This is a genomic window from Microbacterium festucae, assembly GCF_025421715.1.
Taxonomy (GTDB): domain Bacteria; phylum Actinomycetota; class Actinomycetes; order Actinomycetales; family Microbacteriaceae; genus Microbacterium; species Microbacterium festucae.
This window is the reverse complement of record NZ_JAOEFC010000001.1, coordinates 243128-266746: the sequence shown is the minus strand read 5'-3', so window position 1 is coordinate 266746 and position 23619 is coordinate 243128. Positions and strand designations below refer to the sequence as shown.

Below are 23619 nucleotides of genomic sequence, written 5' to 3'. Positions count from 1 at the left end.
GTGAGCACGCGCACCGTGCGCCTGATCGGCGAGGACGGCGAGGTGCTGACCGTGGCCCGCGCCGCCGCGGCGGCGATCACCGCCGACCGCGACCTGGCGAACCGCCTGCTGCCCGCGGTGCGGCGGCTGGGGCAGGAGCGCCGGGCGTTCATCGCCGTCCGCGAGGGAGAGCCGGCCGCAGCGCCGCGCGCCGCGTCGCCGGCGGCATCGTCGTCCGACCGGGTGTGGGGCGCCGTTCTCACCGTCGCGCTGCTGGCCGTGGTGGCCGCGGCATCGATGTTCCTCCCGCCGGTGCGCGGGGTGGTCGTCGACATCGAGGTAGCCCTGCCCATCGTCATGATCGCCACGCCGATCGCGTTCGTGCTGCTGGCGGTCGCCGCCCTGCTGGCCCGGCGCGCATCGCCCTACCCCGCCTACGTCGGCATGGTGATGACGACGATCGTCGCCGTCGTGCTGGCCGCCCTGATCGGGTACCGGATGGTCGTCGGCACCGCCTCACGCGGGGTCCCGTTCACCGAGGACCAGTTGCGACTGTGGTTCGTCGCGGGCGGCATCCTGCTCGTCGAACTCGTCGTGGTCGCCGTGCTCCTCGCCCGGCGCAAGGGGGGCACCGTCCCGGTGCCCGGGGCCGTCGCGGCCGCCGGCGACCGCCGCCGCGACGACCGTGCGCTGCGTGCCGAGGCGGCGCGCCTGGCCGCGTTCCGCCCCGGCGGCCCCGCCGACGCCGCGGCGCTCGCCGAGCGCTGGGAGAGCGCCCTGGCCGCCGCGGACCTCCCCGCGGCCACCGCGGCGCAGGCGCGACGGCTCGGACCGGTCGCGTGGCTGGTGTGGGTGTACTTCGACGGCGACATCGACGTCTCGGCGCTGGGGCCGCGGTGACCGGCGGCGGTGGCAGCACCGTCGTGACGGCCGGGGGAGCGGGCCGGCGGGGAGTGGTCCCCATCGACGCCGGGGCCGCCATGCCCTTGGATGTTCTCGGAGGGCGCATCGACTCGCCCCGACCGCAGCCGGAAGGAGCGACAGCAGATGGCGTATGACGACATCGACATCCCCATGCGGAGCATGAGCGATCTCGAGCGGGCGATCAAGGACACGATCGCCGAGTTCGAGGCCGCCACCGGCAACAGCGAAGCCCTCGAATCGGCCATCGGCAGCCCGTTGGGACGCGGCACGCTCCGCGCCGAAGCGCAGCGCTTCGAAGAGGCCTGGGACGACAAGCGCAAGACGCTGCAAGAGCACCTGGCCGACCTGCTCGAGCGCGTGAGCGGCACGCGCGAGGCGTGGCAGGACCTCGACCGCGAGCTCGCCACGGCGAGCGAGGTGCAGGACGGGAACGACGGATGACGGTCAACGGCCCGCAGTACCAGCGCCGCGAGATGCTCGACACGCCCGGTGGGCGCGACCTGCGCACCATCGCCGGCAACGCGAGCGACATCGAGAGCCGCGGCCGCGCGATGGCCGATCTCGGCACGCGGATGCAGGAGGCGGCCAACACGCTCAACCAGATCGCCTCCGGCACCGTGGGCAAGGGACTGTCGATCGACAAGCTCCGCGAGTCCGCCGAGGACGTCCACTCCGACCTGAAGAAGGCGGGCGTGCGGTACGCGCCCAGCGGCACCGTCCTCGAGGCCTACGGCAAGGCGCTCGGCGAGGTGCAGCAGCCGATCGCGACCATCGTCGACACCTGCGAGTCGCTGTGGGCGACGGTGCGGCAGACCTCGCAGACACTCGAAGAGGCGGAGTCGGCGGGAGAGGACACCGCCGCGGCGCAGAGCGCCTTCGACGCGGCCGTCTCGGCGTGGGAGGACGAGGCGCGCCTCTACGACCCGCACTACACCTCGTGGGACAGCGCGTACGATGCCGCGGTCAACGGACTCGAGGACGCCAACGACAACGGTGTCGAGGACGGCTGGCTCGACAACATCCTCCCCGCGCTGGAAGCCCTCGCGTTCGTGCTCATGATCGCCGGGTTCGTCTTCGCGATCGCCGCCTGCATCATCGGCGGACCCTTCATCCTGGCGGCCGCGCTCATCGGCCTCGCGTCGCTCGGGGTCACCCTGCTGCTGGCGGCGGGAGGGCGTGCCGACGGCGGCGACATCTTCTGGGCCGCGGTGGGCGTCTTCCCGTTCGGCAAGGCGTTCTCGGCGTTCAAGGGCGTCGCGGCGGCCAGCGGGCTGGGCGGCCGGGCGATGGCCGGGCTCAGCGGTCTCGGCGGCATGGCCGTCGACATGGTCGGCCTCGGCGGACGCTCGGGCAGTCGCGCCCTCTCCGGGGTGCTCAACAGCGGCCTCACCGCCGACGTCTTCCACGCCGGCGGGGCGGTCAACCAGCACGGCTCCCGCGTGCTGCGCCAGTTCTTCGGCGACAACCAGAGCCTCCCCAGCGCCTTCCACCGGCTCATGCAGGGCTTCGACGGCGCGGCCGGCGCGCACTTCGCCGATGCCGCGGGCGGGCTGTCGAACAAGGCCCAGCAGAACCTGGCGCAGTTCCTGTCGGGCAGTGCCGACGGCAGCGCCCTGGCCGGTCTCATGGACGACGTCGGCGGCGTGGGCAACCAGGTCGCGAACTTCCTCGACAACCCGGTCAAGGCGGTCACGGGCCTCGCGACCGGCGACTGGAGCCTCGGGTGAGCCCCGCGCCCCCGCAGTGGCAGGTCGACATCCCGTTCGACGGCACGCACTTCCTCGAGGTGCCCGTCGACGCGCGCTCCGGCGACGCGGCCGCGCGGGCGGCATGGGTGGCGGAGACGACCGAACGGTGGAACCACGCGGCGGCATGGAGCGGCGACGGGGACGGCGTGCGCACACGGGTCGCCGGCCAGGTCTCCCTGCTGTCGGGCGACGCGTTCGCCGCGTTCCTGTTCTGCCCGCGGGGCCTGCCCGGTGACGCCCTGGTCGAGGTCTTCATCGTCGACGTGGACGCGCGCACGCTGGACGACATCGACGCGACCGAACGCGTCGCCCTGCCGCAGCGGGTGCGGCCGTTCACGTCGCCGCACCTGGGGGAGGGGCGGGTGATCTCCTCGGCCGGCGCCCTCGACGGCGGCGCGATGATCGGGCAGCTGCGCTACCAGTTCCTGGCGTCGGGCGTGTTCGTCGAGACCGCGATCACCTCGGCGGACCTCGGTATGCTCGGCTCCGGGATGGAGCTATTCGACGCGCTGGCATCCGACATCTCCGTCATCCGACGCGAGCGAACGGGAGCCGCATGACCTCACTGCGCCACGAGCTGCTCGGCACGCCCACCGCAGGGACGATGCGCATGCTCGTGCCCGGCGGATGGGAGGTCGTCCCGCTCGACGACGAGCACATGAGGGCGTTCTCGGCGCGCATGCGCAGGGTGCTGATGCAGTCCCACCGCCCCGAGCTCGACGCCTACCTGTCGGGGATGCTGCGCACGTGGGTCTCCCGCCTCCGCGAGACCGGCGGGCTGTACGCCGTGCTCCCGCTCGACCCGCCGACCGGGACGGCGCTGCCGCTCTCGCTCATCGTGTCGGTCGTGGGCGACGTCGCCGGTCATCCCCTCAAGACCTGGGCGGTGAGCAAGATCCGCAGCGGCACGTCGGAGTTCCTCGACGAGGGGCGCACGGTGCTCGCGTGGTCGACCACGACCGCCGGCACCGACGAGATGGCCGGCACCGTCTCGGAGCAGTACAACTACCTGATCCCCGTGCCCGGCGCCGACCTGCGCGAGGCGGTGCTGCTCACCGGCACGCGGGTCGCTCTGGCGGGCGAAGCCGACGACGCCCCGGCACGCGCGGCCACCCGGGTGCTCTACGACGCCATGGCGCTGGGCCTCGACTGGGCGCCCGCTCCGCAGACCGTCTGACCCCGGACGGGCCGAGCCCGACCCGCCGTACCCACTCGGGCGGCGCCGTGTCAAGGAGGACCCCTCCCCATTGGCGTTTGCGGGGACATCGGGTTGACTCTTCTCAGCGGCCCGGGGTGGGTCGGAATCCAAGACTCGAGGGAGTTGATGATGGCCGATTTCGGTGCGTCTTACGGTGAGATGGAGCAGGTGGCGTCGTCGCTGTCGCAGGCTCGTGATGACATTCAGGGTCAGCTGGACACGCTGAAGAGCCAGGTGGACACCCTGCTGGGCGACGACTTCAAGACGCAGCACGCGTCGGGCAAGTTCGGCGAGGGCTACTCGGAGCTGACCACGGGTCTGAAGAACGCGGTCGACGGCATCAACGACATGTCCGAGGCTCTGCTGGGCATGATGCGCGCGATCCAGGACCTCGACCAGCAGCTCGCCGGCGGCTGATCCGCCCCGCAACCTTCCGAGAAGGGGTCGACCGAGACGGTCGGCCCCTTCTCGCGTGCCCGCGACCGGGTGGTGGGAGAAGTGGGGACCACTCCCCATAGGCGATCGCGGCGAGATGCCGTTAGCGTAAGGGTGTCGGCCCGGGGTGGGTCGGAATCCAAGACTCGAGGGAGTTGATGATGGCCGATTTCGGTGCGTCTTACGGTGAGATGGAGCAGGTGGCGTCGTCGCTGTCGCAGGCTCGTGATGACATTCAGGGTCAGCTGGACACGCTGAAGAGCCAGGTGGACACCCTGCTGGGCGACGACTTCAAGACGCAGCACGCGTCGGGCAAGTTCGGCGAGGGCTACTCGGAGCTGACCACGGGTCTGAAGAACGCGGTCGACGGCATCAACGACATGTCCGAGGCTCTGCTGGGCATGATGCGCGCGATCCAGGACCTCGACCAGCAGCTCGCCGGCGGCTGATCACACGATGACTCGCGGCGGGGCGGGCGGAGACGCCCGCCCCGCTTTTCCCTGACCTGAGGAGGGGCCGTGGCTGACGCGGTGTGGATCAACTACGCGACGCTGCGCCGCACGAGCGACCGGCTCGGGCGCATCATCGAGGAACTCGAAGACGCCCGGGGCCTCGCCGACGAGCTGCGGGCCGCGATCGGCTCGCCCTACGGTCACGGCGCGCTGCGCGACCGCGCCGGCGACTTCGAGTCGCGGTGGGACAACCGCCGCAGCGACCTGGTGCGCGACATCACCAGCATCCACGAGCACGTCGAGGGCGTGCTCGACGGCTTCGCCGACTGGGATGCCGAGACCGGCGCCCAGATGGACGTCGACGCCTCGGGGCTCAGCGACGCGACCAGGCCGACCCCGGTGTAGCGGCGGGACCTGTGAGAGGCGACAAGACGGTGCGAACTGTGAGGAACCAGCGATGACGATGATGCCCCCCTCGCCGCGTGGCCGCGCGATCACCGGGCTCGACGGCGACGGCGCCACGATCCGCCGACGGGGCTCGCGCATCCAGTCGATCGGTCGGCAGATGGTCTCCAGCGCCGACGTGCTGGAAGACCTCGTCGACGACCCGCAGCAGCGGGGCAAGGCGATCGACAAGGTGCGCGAGATCGTCGGCGACACCTACGAAGAGCTGCGGCGCGCAGGCCGGCTGTACGAGCCGACCGGTGCCGTGCTCGTCACCTACGGCCACGCCGTCGGGAGCTCGCAGCCGCTCATCCAGGCCGCCGTCGACGCCTGCGCCCAGGCATGGCGCGACTTCGAGCGGGCCCCCGGGCACGTCGGCGGGCGACTGATCGTCCCCACCGACCCGGATGCCGCCGAGCAGGCGCAGGAGGAGGACGACCGCAAGGAAGACCTGCGGGGCGACTGGGAGGCGGAGGCGCGCGAGTTTGACCGCCGCGTCGACACCTGGGAAGACGCCTTCGACACCGCCGTGGCCGGCATCGGCGACGTGCTCGACGGCGCGATCGAAGACAGCCCGTGGGACGACCTCGACGGCTTCATCGCGACCGCGGTCTCGGTGCTGCAGGTCGTCGGCCTCATCGTCGGCATCGCCGCCATCATCATCGGCGGCCCCATCGTCGCCCTCATCGGCGCGGTCGTGGGTGTGCTCACCCTCGCGCTGACCCTCTACCAGTTCATCCGGCAAGACGCCTCCGGCACAGATCTGGCGCTGGCGATCGTGGGGGCGATTCCCTTCGGCAGCGCCGGCAAGCTCTTCCAGGGGTCCGCCGGGCGCATCGCCTTCCTCGGTGACATGTTCAGCGCGTTCAAGCCCAGCACGTGGAGCGCCGCCATCGGCCAGGGGCGCACGCTCTCGCTGGTGAGCGCGTTCTCCGGCGGGGGCGCCCGCGGCTTCCTCGCCGGCACGCGCGAGTTCCTCACCATGAGCAACCCCGCCGGTGTCGGCGACGTCATGACCCGGCTGCTGTTCGGCAAGGACACCTCCGGGCTGGAGGGCATGATCACCGCGATGAGCGGCGGCGCCAACGGCTTCTGCCGCACCACCACGCTGTCGGCGGCATGGCAGTTCGCCTACACGGTCGTGTCGGGCTCGTGGAAGGTGGGCGACAACATCGCCACGTGGACCGGCAACAAGGGATCCGGCCCCAGCGGCACCATGCCCTGGGTGGGAGCAGTGCTGTGAGCGCGGCGGGGTGGACCCTCACCGGCTCCAGTGACGAACCCGGGTGGCTGCTGCTGCCCCGCACCGACTCCGAGGCGTCGCGCCGTGCGTGGGTCGACGCCCAGGCGGGTGCGCTCCGCGACGCGTGGGCGCACACCTGGCAGCCCGAGCACGACCACGTCATCCCCGCCATGCTCGGGGCGGCGCTCGCGCGCCGGCGCGACGAGGACGCCCTCGCCTTCCAGCTCTGGCCGACCAACGCGGCGCTCTGCCTGATCGTCCACGCCGCCGTGGGAGACACCGACACGGCCGAGGGGACCCTCGTCGTCCCCGCCCCGGCCGCCGGCGACCTCGCCGACGTGCGCACCGGTGACGCGGTGCCCTACGACAGCGAGGGCCTCGGCCCGGGCGTGCACGTGCCCGTCGTCGGCACCGTCGCCGGGGCGACCGTGGTCGGCGCGGAGTTCGTGTTCCGCAGCGGCACCCGCGTGGTCGCCGTGTCGGTGGAGCCGACGCTGCCCGAACTCCTCGCGATCCTCATGCCCGCCATCCACGGCTTCGTGCAGTCGCTCGTGCTCGAGGGCCCGGCGGGGGAGCGTTTCCGCGCCGAACCCGCCGGCATCCTCGGCGCCGCGCCCGCCGACCAGTGGGCGACCGCGTGAGCATTGCTAGGGTGACAGCGTCATGAGCCTGCCCTATCCGGATGCCCGCACGTGGGCGCGCGACCAGTCGCTCGCCAACGCCCCCCGCCTCGGACGACTCGAGAGCGTCGCCTTCCAGGCCCATCCCGACATCGTCGCCTCGTTCGGCGCCGACGGGGCCTCGCTCGCCTCGGTGCTGCGCACCGCCGGCCGGCGCACCCCCGCCCGGCGCCTCGGTGGCGTCGCGCTCGTGGCCGTCGGCATCCTGCTGCTGCTGGCCCCGGCCATCGGCGTGGCGATCTACGGCGACGCGCCGGCCTATGTGGCGCCCACCGCCGAACCCTTCCCCGCCGAGCTGGCCGTGCCGATCTCGGGCATCTGCTTCACCGTCGCCGCGCTGACCCAGCTGATCCTCGCCATCGGGTGGCTGCGTGGGGGCGCGCGCTACTCGCTTCCGCTTGCGGTGCTCGCCGGCGCCAATGCCGTGCTCGCCGGGTTCGCCGCGTTCGGACTGCCCAACGTCGCAGCCCGCGACGACTACCCGCTCGGTGCCTGGATGATCCCGGTGTGGGCGACGATCGTCCTCGGCGGCCTCCTGGCGCTGGGCATCGTGCTGCGCCGCCGCGCGGCGCCCGACGAGCCCGTGCCGGCGCCGCTGCCCGCAGCGCCCACCGTCTCCGACGGCGACCGGGCCCGCATCCTCGTGGCCGGCCTCACCCACGACGAGCGCGTCGCCATCCGCGGCGACCGCGACGACGCCCTGCAGATCCTCGCCGAGCGCGGTCTCATCGACGACGACCTCCGCGCCCGCGCCACCGCGGCCGACCTCGGCACGCTGTTCACCCTCGACGCGACCCACCCCGGAGCGACATGACCGACACGCCGTCTCCCGCCACCGACCTGGGCGCCGCCGGCACGGCCGGGACCCCCAGCCGCGTCAGCCTGCGCGACGCGCTCGGCGCCCCGCGCGACCCCGACTTCACGCTCGTGCTGCCGCCCGGCTGGACCCGACGCCCCGTCACCGCCGACGAGCGCACCCGCATGGATGCTGCGATGCGCGCCCGTCTCATGGAGGTGCACCGCCCCGACCTCTACGCCCGCATGCGGGTGCTCCTGGCGGAGGCCTTCGCGCAGCTCGACGCCGTGGGTGCCGTGGCGATGTTCCTCCCCGACACCGACGAGAGCCCCGGCGCTCTCGTGCTCCCCGCCTCGCTCACCGCCCGCGTGCTGCGCGCCGAGCCCGGCGCCACGCTCGACGACCACGTGCGCGCGTCGATCGTGCGCGACGGGGCGACGCCGCTGCTGGGCGACAAGCGCATCCTGCGCGCCGAGCGCGAGAGCGAGCAGCACATCGACGGCGAGTCGGCGCTGCTGACCACCGTCGTCTACCTCTCGCCCATTCCCGGCAGCGGCCGGCGCCGGGCGCTGCAGCTGACCCTCGTGATCACCCGCCCCGTCGATGTGCCCGCCGACGACCCGCCGCTGCTGCAGATGCGCGCGCTGTTCGACCTGTGCGTGTCGTCGCTGGCGTGGGTGTCTGCCGACGACGACGCGGACGCGCGCGCCTGAGCCTGTCGCCGGGCTGGCCTGAGCCGCGCTCTGAGCCGCGGGCGGTGGCGGTGCGACGTCGTCGTGAGCGGCGCGGGCCGACGGAGCGCGCCGTGGCGGCCGGGTGGGCGCCGGCGGGGCGCTGGCGGAGGCCGCCACCGCCGTGTCCGATTCCCGCCAGCCGGGTGCCGTGAACGGTGGCAGGCTGGGGGCATGTCCACCGTGCTGCCCGCCGCGTCGATGACCTTCGACGAGCGCTACCGTGCGATCGACGCGCGCGACGCGCGCTTCGACGGGCAGTTCGTCACCGCCGTGCGCTCGACGGGCATCTACTGCCGGCCCTCGTGCCCCGCGCGCACCCCCAAGCCCGCGAACGTCACGTTCTACCCCACCAGCGCCGCGGCGCACGAGGCCGGCTACCGCGCGTGCAAGCGCTGCCTGCCCGAAGCGGCACCGGGCTCGCCGGAGTGGAACCTGCGCGGCGACGTCGCCGGGCGCGCCATGCGGCTCATCGCCGACGGCGTCGTCGAGCGTGAGGGCGTGCCGGGGCTCGCTGCCCGCCTGGGCTACTCGCCGCGGCACCTGGGTCGCATCCTCACCGCCGAGCTCGGCGCCGGCCCCCTCGCCCTCGCGCGCGCCCAGCGCGCCCACACCGCGCGCATGCTGCTGGTGGGCACCGACCTGACGGCATCCGATGTCGCCTTCTCGGCCGGGTTCGCCAGCGTGCGCCAGTTCAACGACACCGTGCAGGAGGTGTTCGGGCTCACCCCCGGCGCCCTCCGCGCCCGCCGGCCCGCCGCCGGAGTGGGCGGCCAGGCGCCCGGCGCGATCGACCTCGTGCTGCCCTACCGCGAGCCGCTCGACCTCGAGGGCCTGTTCGGCTGGATGACGGTGCGCGCGGTGCCCGGCGTCGAGGTGGCCACCGCGACGAGCTTCGCGCGGGCGCTGCGCCTGCCGGGCGGTCCGGTCTGGTTCGAGCTGCGCCGCGACCGCGCCGGACGCCTGCGACTGCGCGCCCACCTGACCCGGCTGGCCGACCTCGGCACCCTCGTCGCTCGCGCGCGCCGGCTGTTCGACCTCGACGCCGACCCGCTCGCGATCGACGCCGCGCTCCGCGTCCATCCCGAGGTCGCGCCCCTGGTGGCCCGCGTCCCCGGCATCCGCGTGCCGGGCGCCGCCGACCCGCACGAGATGCTCATCCGTGCCATGGTCGGCCAGCAGATCTCGGTCGCCTCGGCGCGCACCGCGCTGAGCAGGCTCACCGAGGCGCTGGGCGAGGAGGTGCCCGAGGTGGAGGGCACCGACCGCCTCTTCCCGACGATGGACGCGATCGCCGAGCATGGGCACGAGGTGCTGCGGGGGCCGGGCGCCCGCATCCGCGCGATCACCGCCGCGGCCGCCGCCCTGGCCGACGGCAGCCTCACGCTGACCTCCGGCGACGACGGCCCCGCCCAGCGCGCCGCGCTGCTGGCCCGCCCGGGCATCGGCCCGTGGACGGCCGACTACGTGCGCATGCGGGTGCTCGGCGACCCCGACATCACCCTGCCCGGCGACGTCGCCGTGCGCACCGGAGCCGCACGTGCCGGCATCCCGGCCGATCCCCGGGGCTACGACGCGTGGGCCGCCCGCACCGCGCCCTGGCGCAGCTATCTCACCGCCCACCTCTGGCGCTCCCTGACCCCGGCCCCGGCCGAGGCCCCCATGCCCCCGGCCGAGGATCCAGCTGCCCCGGCCTCCGCCCCAGCGGCCCCGGCCGAGGCCCCCGCCCCAGCGGCCCCGGCCCCGGCGCGTTCGGGGTCCATCCGTCGGACCCGTGGTGCTGGTGTCGCCTCGGACACCACACCCGTTCACTACAGCCCCACCGATCCGACATCTGGCACTCAGGAGACGACATGACCGCGACCTTCCAGACCATCGACACGCCCGACGGGCCCTTCTCGGTGCTCGTCGACGAGCGCGAGCGCGTGCTGGCCAGCGGGTGGACGGTGCGGCTCGACGATCTGCTCGAGCGCCTGCGCGCCGCCGACCGCCCGAGCGAAGTCGTGCCGGGGCGCACCCGCGCCGCCGCGGCGGCCGAGGCCTACTACGGGGGCGATGTGTCGGCCATCGACGACGTCGAGGTCGCCCAGCGCGGCACGCCGATGCAGCTGCAGGGTTGGGAGGCCCTGCGCCGCATCACTCCGGGGCGGCCGCTGAGCTACTCCGAGTTCGCCGCCGCCCTCGGTGCGCCGCGCGCGGTGCGCGCCGCGGCGTCGGTCTGCGCGCGCAACGCTCCCGCCCTCTTCGTGCCGTGCCACCGGGTGCTCCGCGGCGACGGGTCGCTCGGCGGCTTCGCCTGGGGAGAGCTCGTCAAGCGCGCGCTGCTGGATCGCGAACAGAAAAGTCTTGCTTTCGGCTGATTCCCAGGTTTAGGCTGGTGGGCTGTCGCGCACGCCGCGGCATCGTCCCGTCCGCCGATCCGAGGAGGCAGTCATGTCACAGGCCATCGACACCACGAAGCCCACCGTCCTCCGCGCCATCGGAGACGTCCGACGGGACGACGCGACGGGTTCGCCCGCGGCGGCATAAGCCAGCCCCTCTTCCGCGTTCTTCCGTCAGGGCCTCGATCCTGGCCCCTTCCTCCGCGCCCTCTTGCGCACGACCTCATCGAACCGATTCGATTAATGTCGACGACTCCGCTCCGACGACACTCACCTCCTGCCGGCACCGGCCCTCCGGCCACCCGCACAGCACAGACATCCCGCACAGCACAGAACACAGATACGACACGGCACACACATGAACACCCATCCTCCGCAACGCCTCTCCACCGCCAAAGCCCTCCTCCGGCTCCTCCCGCACGCCCGGCCCGTCCTGCCGCGCCTGCTGCTGGGCGCCGCCTCCGCCCTCGTGGCGAGCCTGCTCGCCCTGGCCATCCCGCTCGTGCTCGAGCAGATCATCGCCGGACCCATCGCCTCCGGCGACCGCGCCGTGCTCGTGTGGGGCGTCGTCGCCATCCTCGGGCTGGGCCTGGCCGAAGCCGCGATGGTGTGGCTGCGCCGCTGGTTCGTGCTCGGCCCCGCCACGCGCGTCGAGTACGAGCTGCGCCACGGCTTCTACGCGCGCCTGCAGCGACTGCCTGTCGCCTTCCACGACCGCTGGCAGTCGGGTCAGCTGCTCTCCCGCATGATGCAGGACATCGGCATGGTGCGCCGCTGGATGGCGTTCGGCCTCGTGCTGCTCGTCGTCAACATGATCACGATCGTCGTCGGCGCCGTGCTGCTGTTCAACTGGCACTGGGTGCTCGGCACCGTCTTCCTCGTCTCGTGCGCACCGCTGTGGTACGCCGGCTACCGCTTCGAGAAGACCTACGGCGTGCTCGCCCGCCAGAGCCAGGACCAGGCCGGCGACCTCGCGACCGCCGTCGAAGAGAGCGTCCACGGCATCCGCGTGCTCAAGGCCTTCGGCCGCGGCAAGCACGCCCTGCACAAGTTCACCCGCCAGGCCGAGACGCTGCGCGAGACCGAGATCAGCAAGGCGCGCGCCGTCGGGTTCATCTGGTTCTGGCTGATCATCCTGCCCGACATCGCCTTCGCGCTGTCGCTGCTGGCGGGCATCGTGCTGGTGCAGATCGGCGAGCTCGACGTCGCGGGGCTGCTCGCCTTCTTCGCGATGGCCACCGTGCTGCGCTGGCCGATGGAGTCCCTCGGGTTCCTCTTCTCGTTCCTGCTCGACGCGCGCACCGCCACCGACCGCATCTTCGAGGTGTTCGACGAGGAGAACACGATCGTCGACCCGCCGCATCCGACGTCGATCGCCTCGCCGCAGGGCCGGCTCGTCTTCGAGGGCGCGCACTTCCGCTATCAGGATGCCGGTGAGCACGAGCGCGACCTGCTCGACGGCATCGACCTGAGCCTCGAGCCGGGCGAGACCATGGCCCTGGTGGGCCTGACGGGATCGGGCAAGACGACGCTCACGACCCTGCCGGCGCGCCTGTACGACGTCACCGCCGGGCGGGTCACCATCGACGGCGTCGACGTGCGCGAGCTCACCCTCAAGGAGCTGCGCACCCACGTCGGCATGGCGTTCGAAGACTCGACGCTGTTCTCGCAGACCGTCCGCGAGAACGTGCTGCTCGGCCGTGAAGACCTCACGCCGGGCAGCCCCGAAGCGGATGCCGTGCTGCGCGAGGCGCTGCAGGTGGCGCAGGCGGGCTTCGTCGAAGAGCTGCCCGAGGGCCTCGACACCGTCATCGGCGAGGAGGGGCTGAGCCTGTCCGGTGGTCAGCGTCAGCGGCTCGCGCTCGCGCGCGCCGTCGCGGCGCGGCCCACCGTGCTCGTTCTCGACGACCCGCTGTCGGCGCTCGACGTCGACACCGAGGCCCTCGTCGAAGACGCGCTGCGCGAGGTCATGGCCGAGACGACGACTCTCGTGGTCGCCCACCGTCCCTCGACGGTGATGCTCGCCGACCGGGTGGCGCTGCTGGAGGCGGGCCGCGTGAGCGCGGTCGGCACCCACGCCGAGCTGCTGCGCACGAGCGCCCACTACCGCCATGTCATCTCGAGCCTGGAAGACGCCGAACGCGAAGCGCGCGGCGACGACGACTCGGCCCGAGACCGCCGCACCGACGCGAAGGAGGTGACCCGATGAGCACCCTCGTCGGCACCACCGGTGAAGACCGCACCGATTACACGAAGGCCGAGAGCCGCGAGATCCGGCGCCGGTCGCTGCGCCTGCTCGGGTCGCTGCTCAGCCCCCTCAAGCGGCAGGTCACCCTCGCGGCGATCGTGCTCGTCATCTCGACGGCCGCGCAGGTCGCCGGGCCCGCGCTCATCGCCTACGGCATCAACACCGCCCTGCCGCGCGTGATCGACGACGCCGACTGGATGCCCAGCATCCTGGTCACCGTCGTCTACCTCGCCGCCGGTGCGGTGGGCGCGGCGATGATCGGGTGGTACGCGGTCATCTCGGCGCGCCTCACCCAGGCGGTCATGTTCGACCTGCGCCGCCGCATCTTCCTGCACACCCAGCGTCTCAGCCTCGAGTTCCACGAGTCGTACACGTCGGGCCGCATCATCTCGCGACAGACCAGCGACCTCGAGTCGATCCGCGAACTGCTCGACGGCGGGCTGAACCAGCTCGTCTCCGGCATCCTGTACTGCACGTTCACCCTCGTCGCGCTCGTGCTGCTGGACTGGGAGTCGGGCGTCATCCTGCTGGCCATGGCGATCCCGATGTACCTGCTCATGCGCTGGTTCTACCGGCGCTCGCAGGTGGTCTACCGGGAGTCGCGCGTGGTCAGCGCGAAGGTGATCGTCAAGTTCGTCGAGACGATGACCGGCATCCGCGCCGTCAAGGCGTTCCGCAAGGAGGAGCGCAACGACGACGAGTTCGGTGAGCTCGCCAGCCAGTACCGCGACAACAACATGCGCGCGATCCGGCTGTTCGGCACGTTCGAGCCGGCGCTGATGGTCGTCTCGGCCGTGGCGGTGTCGCTGGTGCTGCTGTGGGCGGGCTGGCGCCTGATCGACGGTGTCATCGGGCTCGGGACGCTGGCGGTGGTGCTGTACGTGCGCAACTTCTTCGCGCCGCTGCAGGAGGTCGCGTTCTTCCTGAACTCGTACCAGGCGGCCACGGCGGCCCTGGAGAAGGTGTCGGGTGTGCTCGAAGAGCAGCCCACCGTGCCCGACCCCGAGACGCCCGTCGACCTGTGGGAGGCCAAGGGGCACGTCGAGTTCCGTGACGTCACCTTCGGCTACAGCGACGACCGCATCATCCTGCCCGGGTTCTCGCTCGATCTGCCCGCGGGGCAGACGGTGGCCCTCGTGGGCACCACGGGCGCCGGCAAGTCGACGCTCGCCAAGCTCGTGTCGCGGTTCTACGACCCGTCGCGCGGCGCGGTGACCCTCGACGGCGTCGACCTGCGCGACATGCACCCGAAGGACCTGCGGCGCGCGATCGTCATGGTCACCCAGGAGGCGTACCTGTTCAGCGGGACCGTCGCCGACAACATCGCGCTCGGCAAGCCCGACGCGACGCTGGAGCAGATCCAGGCGGCGGCGCGGGCGGTGGGCGCCGACGCGTTCATCCGCGCGCTGCCCGACGGATACGCCACCGACGTCAACAAGCGCGGCGGGCGGGTGTCGGCGGGGCAGCGGCAGCTGATCTCGTTCGCGCGGGCCTTCCTGGCAGACCCGGCGGTGCTCATCCTCGACGAGGCGACCGCCTCGCTCGACATGCCCAGCGAGCGCCAGGTGCAGGAGGCGCTGCAGACCCTGCTCGCCGACCGCACCGCGATCATCATCGCCCACCGCCTGTCGACCGTCGCGATCGCCGACCGCGTGCTCGTCATGGAGCACGGCCGCATCATCGAGGACGACAGCCCCGAAGCGCTCATCGCCGGCACCGGCAAGTTCGCGCAGCTGCACAGCGCGTGGCAGGAGTCGCTCGTCTGACGCCGAGAACGTCGTGAAGCACGGATGCCGGGGCCTCGGGCCCCGGCATCCGGTGGTTTCGCTGGGTTCGGGCCGCGGCGTCGCGACGGTCGCGGGTGTGCGCGGATCTCGGAGCTCGGCACCCAGTTCGGAGGATTCTCCCGCTCCGCTCCGATCTGGGTGCGGGGCTCCGAGCTGGGTGCGGGGCGCCGGGCTGGGTGTGTGGCGCGGGGCTGGGTGCGGGGCTCGCTGCGGATGCCGAGGTGCACACCCCATCTGACGCACTCCAACCCCGCCGGCCACACACTCGATTCGGAGGTGGGCACCGAGATCGGAGAATTCTCCCGAATCGCTCCGATCTGGGTGCGCATCTCCGATCTGGATGCCGAGCCCAAGCACGAGGTCGAGCCCAAGCACGAGGTCGAGCCCGAGCACGAGTCCGAGCTTGCGCCCGACCCCGGGCCCCGTCACCAGGGCTCAGGCCCGGACCGCGGCCACGCCGAGAGGTCAGGCGGCGAGGTGTCGGCCCTGCGCGATCGCGAGCGAGATGGCGCGGCGCACGCGGGGCCAGTGGTGAAGCACGTCGGCATAGGTGAAGCGGAGCACCGTGTATCCCTGGGCGGCGAGCTCGCGGTCGTGCGCGACGTCTCGGGTGCGGTCGGCGGAGGAGGAGTGGAAGGCGAAGCCGTCGAGCTGCACCACGAGGCGCTCGCCGATCAGCGCGTCCACTTCGTGCCCCGCCAGGAGCACCTGCACGCGCACGTCGAGTCCCCATCGCCGCAGTCGCGCGGCGAAGATGCTCTCGAGACCGGATGCCATGCGGCCGGTGACCTCGGCGGTCAGCATCCGCGCGGCCGTCGAGCGCCAGTCGATGGATCGCAGCACCGGCAGCGAGATGTCCTCGCGGGCGAGCGCAGACTCCCACAGCACCAGTGCGGTCTCGCGCGGCTGACACCGCGCCACGTGTTCGAGGGTGTCGACCACGGATTCGACGAGGGCGCGCGGGCCGCTCGGCACCAGCGGGATCGTCCAGTGCAGCACGGCGGGCACGGCCGGCACCGCGGCGTGCGGGTGGAGGTGGAGGTGCGGAAGATCCTCGACCTGCGGTGGCACCCACCAGCCCCGATGGCGTGCCGCGCTCAGGCAGGCGAGGCGGCCCGAGGCGGTCGCCGCCGTCCGCAAGAGTGGGGGAGCGGTGGCTGTCGCGAGCCACGAGCGCCGTAGTCGTTCGACCTCGCCGCTCAGCACCGCCGCGCGAATGCGCCCCGGCGACGCGCCCGCTTCGATCACCTCGGCGCGGTGCACCACCCCTCCCCGCGAGGCCACGAACTGTGCGACGTCCATCGTGAGAGCGTCGCGCACGGACGGCTGGCGCGACAGCGCGCGGCGAGCATCTGTGGACAATGCGCCTCGCGCACGCGCTGGTGAGGAACCTCGAGGTGGGCGGAGGTGGGCGGAGGTGGCGCGGAGCGGGTGGTCGCGTGCGAACGCGGCGCTTTTCGGGGACCGGCATCCGATTCGGAGGATCTGGCCCGACTCATCCGAGAAGCGTGCCGAACTCCGATTCGGATGCCGGGGCGACGTGCGAGCGCGTCGGTGGTGCGGGGAGCGGCCGGCCCCGCCGGCGTGCGGAGATCGGAGAGGTGCACGCGCTTCGGAGGATGCGGGCAGAATCGTCCGACGTGGGCGTCATCCTCCGAAATGCGCGCGGATGCCGGAGCCCGCGGATGCCGGAACACACGGATGCCGGAACCCGCGGACGCTGGAACCCGAGGATGCTGGGGCCTCGGGCCCCGGCATCCGGTGGTTTCGGGCCGCGAACCCCGCGGCCGCGGAGCGCGCTACAGGCGGATCTCGGCGATGACCTCGCCGAACTCGGTCTCTCCGACCGGGGTGAAGCCGACGCGGCGGAAGAACGCCTCGGGGCCTTCCTCGCCCGCCTCGTAGATGACGTGGACGTGGTCCCAGCCGCGGGCGCGGGCCTCTTCGAGCAGCCCGTCCACCGCGAAGCGGCCGACACCGCGGCCCTGGTCGTCGGCGTCGACGTTGATGCGCCACAGCACGGACCGGAAGTGCTCGTGCGTGGCGTCGGGGTCGAAGTTGGCGCTCACGAATCCGACCACCTCGTTGGCGTCGAGCACGACGCGCTGCCACGAGGTCTTCGGGTCGGTGACGGCCCCGGCCACGGCATAGCTCGTGGGGGCCAGGAACTGCTCCTGACCCGGCTTGAGCGACATCGCGTTCACCGCGACGATCGTCGCGGCCGACAGTTCCACCAGGCGCAGTTCGGTCATGGCACCAGGCTAGCGGCCGACGCGTTCGGCAGGGCCGTGGATTTCCCCAACCCCGCGCCAGCCCGCCAGCCTCAGCCCCCAGCCCGCCTCACACCAGGGCGCGGTGCACGGCGGCGGTGAGCGGATGCGACGCGGCGAGGTCGGTGAGGGCGACCACCCCGTCGATCCCGTCGCCCAGCGGCGTGACGATCTCGACGTCGGTGCGCCGCCCGCCGTCGGTGAGCGCGTCGGCGAACGCGGCGCGCAGCGGCGCGGAGCGGAAGACCCCGCCCAGCGCGCAGGCGGCGAAGGTCTCGGCCTCGACGCCGCGCACCCGCCCGATCGCGGTGGCGACGCTGGTGGCGAGCTCGACCGCGGCGCGCCGGGTGATCTCGAGGGCGACCGGGTCGCCCTCGCCGGCCAGGCGCGCCACCGGAGCGGCGAACCCGGCGACGATGCGCACGCGCTGCTCGTCGCCCTGCAGCGCGATGTAGGCCTGCGACAGGTCGGGCCAGAGGTCGCGCACCACGTCGGTCAGGGCGGTGGCGGGCCCGCGCCCGTCGTAGGCGCGCATCACGGCGTCGAGCGCCTCGCGCCCGATCCAGTACCCGCTGCCCGCGTCGCCCATGATGTAGCCCCACCCGTCGACGCGCGCGATCTCGCGGGCGCCGACGGCGAGGGTGACCACCCCGGTGCCGGAGGCGACGACGGCGCCGTGCCGGTCGCCGAGCGCGCCCAGGAAGGAGGTCGTGGAGTCGTGGGCGAGGGCGGCCTCGCGGATGCCGGTGCCGGCCACCAGCGACAGCAGCGCCCCGGCATCCGCATCGCGCTCGGTGAGCCCCGAGATGCCGGCCGTGACGATCTCGGGGGCGGCGTCGGTGCGCGCCAGCGAGGCGCGCACGACGTCGGCGAGCTGGGGCAGCAGCGGCTCGTGGGTGTCGATGCCGCGGAACAGCAGCTCGTCGCGGTGCTCGCCGGTCTCGAGCCGCACCTTCATGCCGGTCTGCCCCGCGTCGATCGCGAGAACACTCCTGGTCATCGCGGGGTCTCCTTCGTGCTCAGAGCCGCGTACGTCTCGCGGAGGAACTCGCCGGCGGGCTTGCCGAACGGGCAGTAGTCGTCGTTGGCTGCCGCGTCGGCGGCGTCGTAGAGGTGCGGCGGCCAGTCCCACAGGAAGAACCCGCCCACCCAGTCGCGCCGGGCGCAGGCGTCGAACATCGCCTCGTAGTAGGCCAGCTGGGCGGCGCCGGAGGGCGCGCCGGGAAGGCTCCAGTCGTTGGGGCGGGCGGGTGAGCCCTCCCGCGACGGGCAGCCGGCCTCGAGGAAGACGAAGGGGCGCTGGGCGTGCTCGACCACCCGCTGGATGCGGTCGAGGTTCTCCTCCCACCGGTCGATCGGGTAGTAGCCGCTCGAGGAGACCACGTCGACCGCGTCCCACCAGGTGACCCGGTCCTCCTGGTACTTGTCGCAGTTGTAGGTGAGCAGGCCGCTGTAGACCTCGCGGATGTCGGCGATGAGCGCCCGCCAGTGCGCCTCCTGCCCGTCGGCGCGCACCATCTCGCATCCGATGCACAGCATCTCGCAGCCCTCGGCTTCGGCCAGGCGCGCGGCGTGCAGCAGGAAGTCGCGGTACGAGGCGAACCACTGCGTCCAGCTGGGTTCGCCGGGCACGTCCCAGTCGAAGAAGCCGATGTGGGCGCGCCAGGTGCCGTCGGCCACGTTGACGACCGGCTTGAGGCACACCTTCAGCCCCAGCGCCTTCGCCTCGCGGATCGCCCACACGATCTCGTCGTCGGTGACCGTGGGCGCCCGGTCGAACGGGATCTCGGTGGAGAACGCCGTGTCCTGCACCGCGGCGTACGACAGGGCGGTCCAGGTGACGGCGTGCTCGGCCATCGCGCGCATCGACGACGCCGCCGCGGGGGTGGCCCAGGTGCCGCGGACGCCGGTCCAGCCCCAGGTCATCCCGCAGACGGCGGCGTCGAGCACGGTCATGGGGTCACCAGCTGGTTGGCGCTGCGCAGCACGCGGGGGTCGGCGAGCCCCGCGGCGTCGAGCGCGCCGTCGTGGCGCACGACGACCCGCGCGGATTCGCCGGGCAGCAGCGTGATCAGGCCGCCGTCGGCCTGGGCGGCCGGGTCGAGCTTGTCGACGAGCAGGGTCACGTCGCGTGCGAGTGCGGCCGCGGTGACGGTCACCTCGGTGCCGCCCTCGACCGGGCGGGTGTCGACGGTGAGCTCGGCGGCGCCGAGGGCGGAGTCGCGCGGCTCGGCGAAGAACCACAGGCCGCGCACCGCCCCCACGCCCGCCACGAGCAGTTCGGATGCCGCCTCGCCCGGCGCCGCGACGGCGGGGTCGACCGGCACGACGAGCGTCGACCGCGCCGGCACCGTCACCTCGACCGACACGCCCGCCCGGGCGGTGCCGTCGTAGGAGAGGCGGTGCAGGTCGAGCCGGCCCGACCACTCCTGCGCGGTGTCGTTGCCGAGCACGGCGGCCAGCCCGTCGCCGCGCGGCTGCACGGTGACCACGCGCGGGGCGAAGGCGTTGCGCAGGGCGTGCAGCAGCGGCTTGGGCCGCTCCTCGCCGTCGATGGCGGCCCACGAGGTGACCGGCCAGCAGTCGTTGAGCTGCCAGACGATCGCGCCCATCGTGTGCGGCGCCCACGAGCGGAAGTGGTCGAGGGCGGCGCCGACGGCGTTGGCCTGGTTGAGCTGCATGGCCCAGTGCCAGGTCTCCATGTCCTCCGGCAGGCGGAAGTGGGGCAGCAGCCCGTTGGTGAGCTTCACGTTCCCCTCGGCGGCCTTCTGGTGCACGATCATGCCGGGCGATTCGGGGGTGAGCGGGGCGTCGTCGAGCGAGCCGGTGAGCGTCGACCAGGTGGGCGGGCCCTGCCAGCCGAACTCGGCGACGAAGCGCGGCGTGTGCTCGCGGTAGGTCGTCCAATCGCGGTCGTTCCACTGCCGCCACAGGTGCACCGTGCCCGACCCGGCATCCAGCGGGTGCGGCCCCGTCTGCGTGCCGCTGGGGGAGTCGGCGGTCGGGGTCGGGTCCCAGCCCATGCCCTGGCTGAAGGGGCTGCCCGGGATGTAGGTGACGTGCGGGGCGAGCTCGCCCACCAGGCGCGGGAACAGGTCGTAGTAGTAGAACGCGCCCCACGTCTTGCCGTCCAGCCGCCGCTTCCAGCCCCAGTTCTCGAAGCCCTCGAGGGCCTCGTTGTTGCCGGTCATCAGCACGAGCGAGGGGTGGGATGCCAGGCGCACGATGTTCTCGCGCGCTTCCTGCTCGATCTCGGAGCGCAGCGGCTCCTCCTCGGCGTAGGCCGCGCAGGCGAACAGGAAGTCCTGCCAGGTGAGCAGTCCCAGCTCGTCGGCGAGGTCGTAGAAGTCGTCGGACTCGTAGAGTCCGCCGCCCCACACGCGCACGAGGTTGAGGTTCGCGGCGAGGGCCTGGCGGAACCGGCGCTCGATGCGCGCGCGGTCGACCCGCACCGGCAGGGCGTCGTCGGGGATCCAGTTGACGCCCTTGACGAACACGGGCTGATCGTTGACGACGAGGGTGAAGGCGTTGCCGGCCTCGTCGGCGCTGGTGTCCCAGTGCACGGTGCGGAAGCCGACCTTGCGGTGCGCGGTGTCGAGCGGGGCGTCGGCGTCCGCGTCGGCCAGCACGACGTCGACCCCGTAGCGGGTGGCGTCGCCGTAGCCGACCGGCCACCACCGCTCGGCGACGGGCAGCTCCACCCGCACCTGCGCGGTGTCGCCGTCGACGGTCGCCGTGGCCGACCCGGCGGGCTGTGCGCCCGGCCCGGTGACCGACAGGCGCACCGTCGTCGCGGCATCCGACTCGCCGTCACGCTCGATAAGCACCTCGGCCGTCACGGCGCCGCCCTCGCCCTCGGGCGTCGCGCTCACCCGCACCTCGGCCAGGCGCGCGCCCGACCACGACTCGAGCCGCACCGGCTTCCACGGGCCGCTGGTGAAGGTGGCGATGCCCCAGTCCCAGCCGAAGCTGCACGCCGACTTGCGGATGGCGTCGTAGGGCAGCGGGTAGGGGCGGGGGCGCACGCCGAGGGCGAGGCTCTGCTCGTTGGCGTAGGGGATGGGCGCGCGGAAGGCCAGCTCGACGGTGTTCTCGCCCTCGACGAGGATCGCGCCGACGTCGAAGCGGTAGCCGCGGTGCTGGTTGGCCGTGGCCCCCAGCAGCGCGCCGTTGAGCCGGATCTCGGTGACGGTGTCGAGGCCGTCGAAGACGAGGTCGTGGCAGGAGTGGCCGTCGGGCGCCCACGTGAAGGTGGTCTCGTAGGTCCAGTCGACCAGGCCCACCCACGCCACCGCCGCCTCGTTCACGCCGTGGAACGGGTCGGGGATGAGGCCCGCGGCCAGCAGGTCGACGTGCACGCTGCCGGGAACGGTAGCCGGGATCGCTCCGGCGGCGCCGATCTCGGCGGGCGCCGGGCCGCCGGCGGCGCGGAGGGTCCAGCCGTCGTGGAGGGGACGGGGGGAGAGTGTCACTTGACGGCTCCAGAGGTCAGGCCGCGGTAGATCCACCGCTGCAGCAGGATGAAGGCGATGAGGGTCGGGATGATCACGACGATCGTGCCGGCGGCGATGACCTCCCACTGCGCCCCGAACGGTCCCTTGAACCGGAACAGGGACGTGGAGATGAGGCCCTCGGAGGGCAGATAGAGGAACGGCGCATAGAACTCGTTGTAGATCGCGATGCCCTTGATGATGACGACGGTGGCGATGGCCGGCTTCAGCAACGGCAGCACGACGCGCCAATAGATCGTCCAGCGGTTCGCGCCGTCGATCATAGCCGCCTCGTCGAGGGAGACCGGGATCGACTGCATGAACTGGATGAACAGGTAGATCGCGATGATGTCGGTGCCCATGAACAGCAGCACCAGCGCGGTCTTGGTGTCGTAGAGGCCGATCGCGTTGATCAGCTGGAAGGTGGCGACCTGGCTGGTCACGCTGGGGATCAGCGTGGCCACCAGGAACAGCCCCATCACGAGCTTCTTGCCGCGGAACGCGAACCGGTCGAGGGCGTAGGCGGCCATCGTGCCGATGAAGATCGTGCCGATGAGGGAGATGACCAGGACGATCGTCGTGTTGACGAAGCCCTCGAGCATCTTGCCGCTGTTCCACGCGGTGACGAAGTTGTCGAAGTTGACCCAGTTCGACGGGGGCGTGAGCGGGCCCGTCGAGCCGTACTCCTGCTTGGTCTTCAGGCTCGCGAACAGCACGACCGACAGCGGCAGCAGCGTGAACAGGGCGCCGATCACGAGACTGGTGTACTTCGCGGCGGTGGCGCTCATGCCGCGCAGGCGCCGCAGCGGCGTCATCCCCGGCTGCACGGAGCGGGAGGCGGAGGCGGTGGTGGTCATGTCAGGTCGACCTTCTCGTCGGGGAAGACTTTGCGCTGCACCCACGTCACCAGCAGCACGATCACCAGCAGCACCACGGCCATCGCCGAGGCGAGACCGACCTGGCGGAAGCTGAACGCGGTCTGCAGGGTCTGGATGACGAACGTCGCCGACCCGTTCGCGCCGCCGGTCATGATGAACGGGATCTCGAAGACGCTGAGCGCCCCGGCCACGGCGAGGATGAACGACAGCCCGATGATGCGGCGGATGCCGGGGAAGATGAGCGCCCAGAACTGCTGCCACTTGGAGGCGCCGTCGAGGTCAGCCGCCTCGTACAGCTCGCGCGGGATCGACTGGATCGCCCCGAGGAACAGCACGAAGTTCAGGCCCGTGTAGCGCCACACCGAGGTGCCGGCCAGCGACCAGTTCACGATCGACGGGTCGCCCAGCCACTGCGGCGGGTCGGTGACGCCGAACCACGCCAGCACCGAGTCCAGCGTGCCGCCGGGCTGGAACAGGTAGAGGAAGACGAAGCCGATCGCGACGCCGTTGATGAGGTAGGGGAAGAAGAGGATGCCGCGGAAGAGGTTCTGGAAGCGGGTCGAGAAGCTCAGCAGCGTCGCGAAGTACAGGGCGATCGCCATCTGCGCGAACGAGCCCAGGAAGTAGTAGAGGCTCACGCCGAAGACGCTGAAGATGCGCGGGTCGGTGAAGACCTCGACGTAGTTGTCGAGCCCGACGAAGTTCTTCTCCAGGTCGATGCCGTCCCAGTCGGTCACGGAGAAGTAGAAGAGGTTCAGTGCGGGCCAGTACGTGAACAGCAGGAGCAGCCCCACCGCGGCGGCCAGGAACAGCCACGGGGTGAGGGCCTGCAGCGTGCGCTGACCCGCCGAGCGGCCGGCACGTGCCGGTGCCGAGAGGACGGCAGGGGCGCCCGCGGGAGCGGAGCCGGGTGCCGTGATCGCCATCGTCTGTCG

General features: G+C 72.3%; 23 protein-coding genes. 16 read left to right on the top strand and 7 right to left on the bottom strand.

The annotated features are described in order from the left end of the window. The 16 genes from N3K63_RS01175 (at position 1) to N3K63_RS01100 (ending at position 15025) form a co-directional block, all read left to right on the top strand. A complete protein-coding gene (locus N3K63_RS01175) occupies positions 1-879 on the top strand; it encodes a hypothetical protein (RefSeq protein WP_261578134.1) in 879 nt (292 codons plus the stop codon). A 147-nt stretch (positions 880-1026) separates the two neighbouring features. Further along, positions 1027-1344, top strand: a complete 318-nt coding sequence (locus N3K63_RS01170) for a hypothetical protein (RefSeq protein WP_261578133.1) — start codon at positions 1027-1029, stop codon at positions 1342-1344. Then, entirely contained in the window at positions 1341-2630 is a 1290-nt protein-coding gene (locus N3K63_RS01165; protein WP_261578132.1) for a hypothetical protein, read from the top strand. The genes N3K63_RS01170 and N3K63_RS01165 overlap by 4 nt, the downstream gene beginning before the upstream one ends. Further along, the gene (locus tag N3K63_RS01160) at positions 2627-3211 is read left to right on the top strand and encodes a hypothetical protein (protein ID WP_261578131.1); all 585 of its coding nucleotides are present in this window, start codon (positions 2627-2629) and stop codon (positions 3209-3211) included. The genes N3K63_RS01165 and N3K63_RS01160 overlap by 4 nt, the downstream gene beginning before the upstream one ends. Next, the gene (locus N3K63_RS01155; RefSeq protein ID WP_261578130.1) at positions 3208-3828 is read left to right on the top strand and encodes a hypothetical protein; all 621 of its coding nucleotides are present in this window, start codon (positions 3208-3210) and stop codon (positions 3826-3828) included. Before N3K63_RS01160 ends, N3K63_RS01155 begins: the two co-directional genes overlap by 4 nt. Before the next feature lie 150 nt (positions 3829-3978). Next, positions 3979-4266 (top strand): WXG100 family type VII secretion target, encoded by a 288-nt coding sequence (locus N3K63_RS01150; RefSeq protein WP_261578129.1) that lies wholly within the window; start codon positions 3979-3981, stop codon positions 4264-4266. Positions 4267-4445: 179 nt separating this feature from the next. Next, positions 4446-4733, top strand: a complete 288-nt coding sequence (locus N3K63_RS01145; protein WP_261578129.1) for a WXG100 family type VII secretion target — start codon at positions 4446-4448, stop codon at positions 4731-4733. A gap of 69 nt (positions 4734-4802) precedes the next feature. Next, positions 4803-5141 carry a hypothetical protein gene (locus N3K63_RS01140; protein ID WP_261578128.1) on the top strand — a complete coding sequence of 113 codons (339 nt, stop codon included), beginning with the start codon at positions 4803-4805 and terminating at the stop codon, positions 5139-5141. Between the two features lie 52 nt (positions 5142-5193). Continuing rightward, positions 5194-6423 carry a hypothetical protein gene (locus tag N3K63_RS01135; protein ID WP_261578127.1) on the top strand — a complete coding sequence of 410 codons (1230 nt, stop codon included), beginning with the start codon at positions 5194-5196 and terminating at the stop codon, positions 6421-6423. Beyond that, entirely contained in the window at positions 6420-7064 is a 645-nt protein-coding gene (locus N3K63_RS01130) for a hypothetical protein (RefSeq protein ID WP_261578126.1), read from the top strand. Before N3K63_RS01135 ends, N3K63_RS01130 begins: the two co-directional genes overlap by 4 nt. A gap of 22 nt (positions 7065-7086) precedes the next feature. Further along, the gene (locus N3K63_RS01125) at positions 7087-7917 is read left to right on the top strand and encodes a hypothetical protein (protein WP_261578125.1); all 831 of its coding nucleotides are present in this window, start codon (positions 7087-7089) and stop codon (positions 7915-7917) included. Beyond that, positions 7914-8612: a hypothetical protein gene (locus N3K63_RS01120; RefSeq protein WP_261578124.1), complete on the top strand. Its 699-nt coding sequence runs from the start codon at positions 7914-7916 to the stop codon at positions 8610-8612. The genes N3K63_RS01125 and N3K63_RS01120 overlap by 4 nt, the downstream gene beginning before the upstream one ends. Positions 8613-8804: 192 nt before the next feature. Beyond that, positions 8805-10487: a DNA-3-methyladenine glycosylase 2 family protein gene (locus N3K63_RS01115; RefSeq protein ID WP_261578123.1), complete on the top strand. Its 1683-nt coding sequence runs from the start codon at positions 8805-8807 to the stop codon at positions 10485-10487. Beyond that, the gene (locus N3K63_RS01110; protein ID WP_261578122.1) at positions 10484-10990 is read left to right on the top strand and encodes a methylated-DNA--[protein]-cysteine S-methyltransferase; all 507 of its coding nucleotides are present in this window, start codon (positions 10484-10486) and stop codon (positions 10988-10990) included. The genes N3K63_RS01115 and N3K63_RS01110 overlap by 4 nt, the downstream gene beginning before the upstream one ends. A gap of 379 nt (positions 10991-11369) precedes the next feature. Next, positions 11370-13220 (top strand): ABC transporter ATP-binding protein, encoded by a 1851-nt coding sequence (locus tag N3K63_RS01105; protein ID WP_261578121.1) that lies wholly within the window; start codon positions 11370-11372, stop codon positions 13218-13220. After that, on the top strand, positions 13217-15025 hold the full coding sequence (locus N3K63_RS01100) for an ABC transporter ATP-binding protein (protein WP_261578120.1): 1809 nt from the start codon (positions 13217-13219) through the stop codon (positions 15023-15025). Before N3K63_RS01105 ends, N3K63_RS01100 begins: the two co-directional genes overlap by 4 nt. 486 nt (positions 15026-15511) lie before the next feature. Here the strand turns inward: N3K63_RS01100 and N3K63_RS01095 are convergent, their stop codons facing one another. The 7 genes from N3K63_RS01095 to N3K63_RS01065 form a co-directional block, all read right to left on the bottom strand. Continuing rightward, positions 15512-16348, bottom strand: coding sequence for a type IV toxin-antitoxin system AbiEi family antitoxin domain-containing protein (locus tag N3K63_RS01095; protein ID WP_261578119.1), 837 nt, complete (start codon positions 16346-16348; stop codon positions 15512-15514). 497 nt (positions 16349-16845) lie between these two features. Further along, positions 16846-17298 (bottom strand): GNAT family N-acetyltransferase, encoded by a 453-nt coding sequence (locus N3K63_RS01090; RefSeq protein WP_261578118.1) that lies wholly within the window; start codon positions 17296-17298, stop codon positions 16846-16848. An 88-nt stretch (positions 17299-17386) separates the two neighbouring features. Further along, a complete protein-coding gene (locus N3K63_RS01085; protein ID WP_261578117.1) occupies positions 17387-18316 on the bottom strand; it encodes an N-acetylglucosamine kinase in 930 nt (309 codons plus the stop codon). Then, positions 18313-19272 carry a glycoside hydrolase family 113 gene (locus tag N3K63_RS01080; protein ID WP_390894904.1) on the bottom strand — a complete coding sequence of 320 codons (960 nt, stop codon included), beginning with the start codon at positions 19270-19272 and terminating at the stop codon, positions 18313-18315. Before N3K63_RS01080 ends, N3K63_RS01085 begins: the two co-directional genes overlap by 4 nt. Next, positions 19269-21788, bottom strand: a complete 2520-nt coding sequence (locus N3K63_RS01075) for a glycoside hydrolase family 2 protein (protein ID WP_261578116.1) — start codon at positions 21786-21788, stop codon at positions 19269-19271. The genes N3K63_RS01080 and N3K63_RS01075 overlap by 4 nt, the downstream gene beginning before the upstream one ends. Further along, complete coding sequence (locus N3K63_RS01070; protein WP_261578115.1) at positions 21785-22663, bottom strand: carbohydrate ABC transporter permease; 879 nt, start codon at positions 22661-22663, stop codon at positions 21785-21787. Before N3K63_RS01070 ends, N3K63_RS01075 begins: the two co-directional genes overlap by 4 nt. After that, complete coding sequence (locus N3K63_RS01065) at positions 22660-23610, bottom strand: carbohydrate ABC transporter permease (RefSeq protein WP_261578114.1); 951 nt, start codon at positions 23608-23610, stop codon at positions 22660-22662. Before N3K63_RS01065 ends, N3K63_RS01070 begins: the two co-directional genes overlap by 4 nt. Positions 23611-23619: the final 9 nt, after the last annotated feature.

Coding starts and splice junctions, on each gene's coding strand:
- N3K63_RS01170 (WP_261578133.1), top strand. CDS start 1,027: ATGGCGTATGACGACATCGACATCCCCATGCGGAGCATGAGCGATCTC.
- N3K63_RS01165 (WP_261578132.1), top strand. CDS start 1,341: ATGACGGTCAACGGCCCGCAGTACCAGCGCCGCGAGATGCTCGACACG.
- N3K63_RS01155 (WP_261578130.1), top strand. CDS start 3,208: ATGACCTCACTGCGCCACGAGCTGCTCGGCACGCCCACCGCAGGGACG.
- N3K63_RS01150 (WP_261578129.1), top strand. CDS start 3,979: ATGGCCGATTTCGGTGCGTCTTACGGTGAGATGGAGCAGGTGGCGTCG.
- N3K63_RS01145 (WP_261578129.1), top strand. CDS start 4,446: ATGGCCGATTTCGGTGCGTCTTACGGTGAGATGGAGCAGGTGGCGTCG.
- N3K63_RS01135 (WP_261578127.1), top strand. CDS start 5,194: ATGACGATGATGCCCCCCTCGCCGCGTGGCCGCGCGATCACCGGGCTC.
- N3K63_RS01125 (WP_261578125.1), top strand. CDS start 7,087: ATGAGCCTGCCCTATCCGGATGCCCGCACGTGGGCGCGCGACCAGTCG.
- N3K63_RS01120 (WP_261578124.1), top strand. CDS start 7,914: ATGACCGACACGCCGTCTCCCGCCACCGACCTGGGCGCCGCCGGCACG.
- N3K63_RS01115 (WP_261578123.1), top strand. CDS start 8,805: ATGTCCACCGTGCTGCCCGCCGCGTCGATGACCTTCGACGAGCGCTAC.
- N3K63_RS01110 (WP_261578122.1), top strand. CDS start 10,484: ATGACCGCGACCTTCCAGACCATCGACACGCCCGACGGGCCCTTCTCG.
- N3K63_RS01105 (WP_261578121.1), top strand. CDS start 11,370: ATGAACACCCATCCTCCGCAACGCCTCTCCACCGCCAAAGCCCTCCTC.
- N3K63_RS01100 (WP_261578120.1), top strand. CDS start 13,217: ATGAGCACCCTCGTCGGCACCACCGGTGAAGACCGCACCGATTACACG.
- N3K63_RS01095 (WP_261578119.1), bottom strand. CDS start 16,348: ATGGACGTCGCACAGTTCGTGGCCTCGCGGGGAGGGGTGGTGCACCGC.
- N3K63_RS01090 (WP_261578118.1), bottom strand. CDS start 17,298: ATGACCGAACTGCGCCTGGTGGAACTGTCGGCCGCGACGATCGTCGCG.
- N3K63_RS01085 (WP_261578117.1), bottom strand. CDS start 18,316: ATGACCAGGAGTGTTCTCGCGATCGACGCGGGGCAGACCGGCATGAAG.
- N3K63_RS01080 (WP_390894904.1), bottom strand. CDS start 19,272: ATGACCGTGCTCGACGCCGCCGTCTGCGGGATGACCTGGGGCTGGACC.
- N3K63_RS01070 (WP_261578115.1), bottom strand. CDS start 22,663: ATGACCACCACCGCCTCCGCCTCCCGCTCCGTGCAGCCGGGGATGACG.
- N3K63_RS01065 (WP_261578114.1), bottom strand. CDS start 23,610: ATGGCGATCACGGCACCCGGCTCCGCTCCCGCGGGCGCCCCTGCCGTC.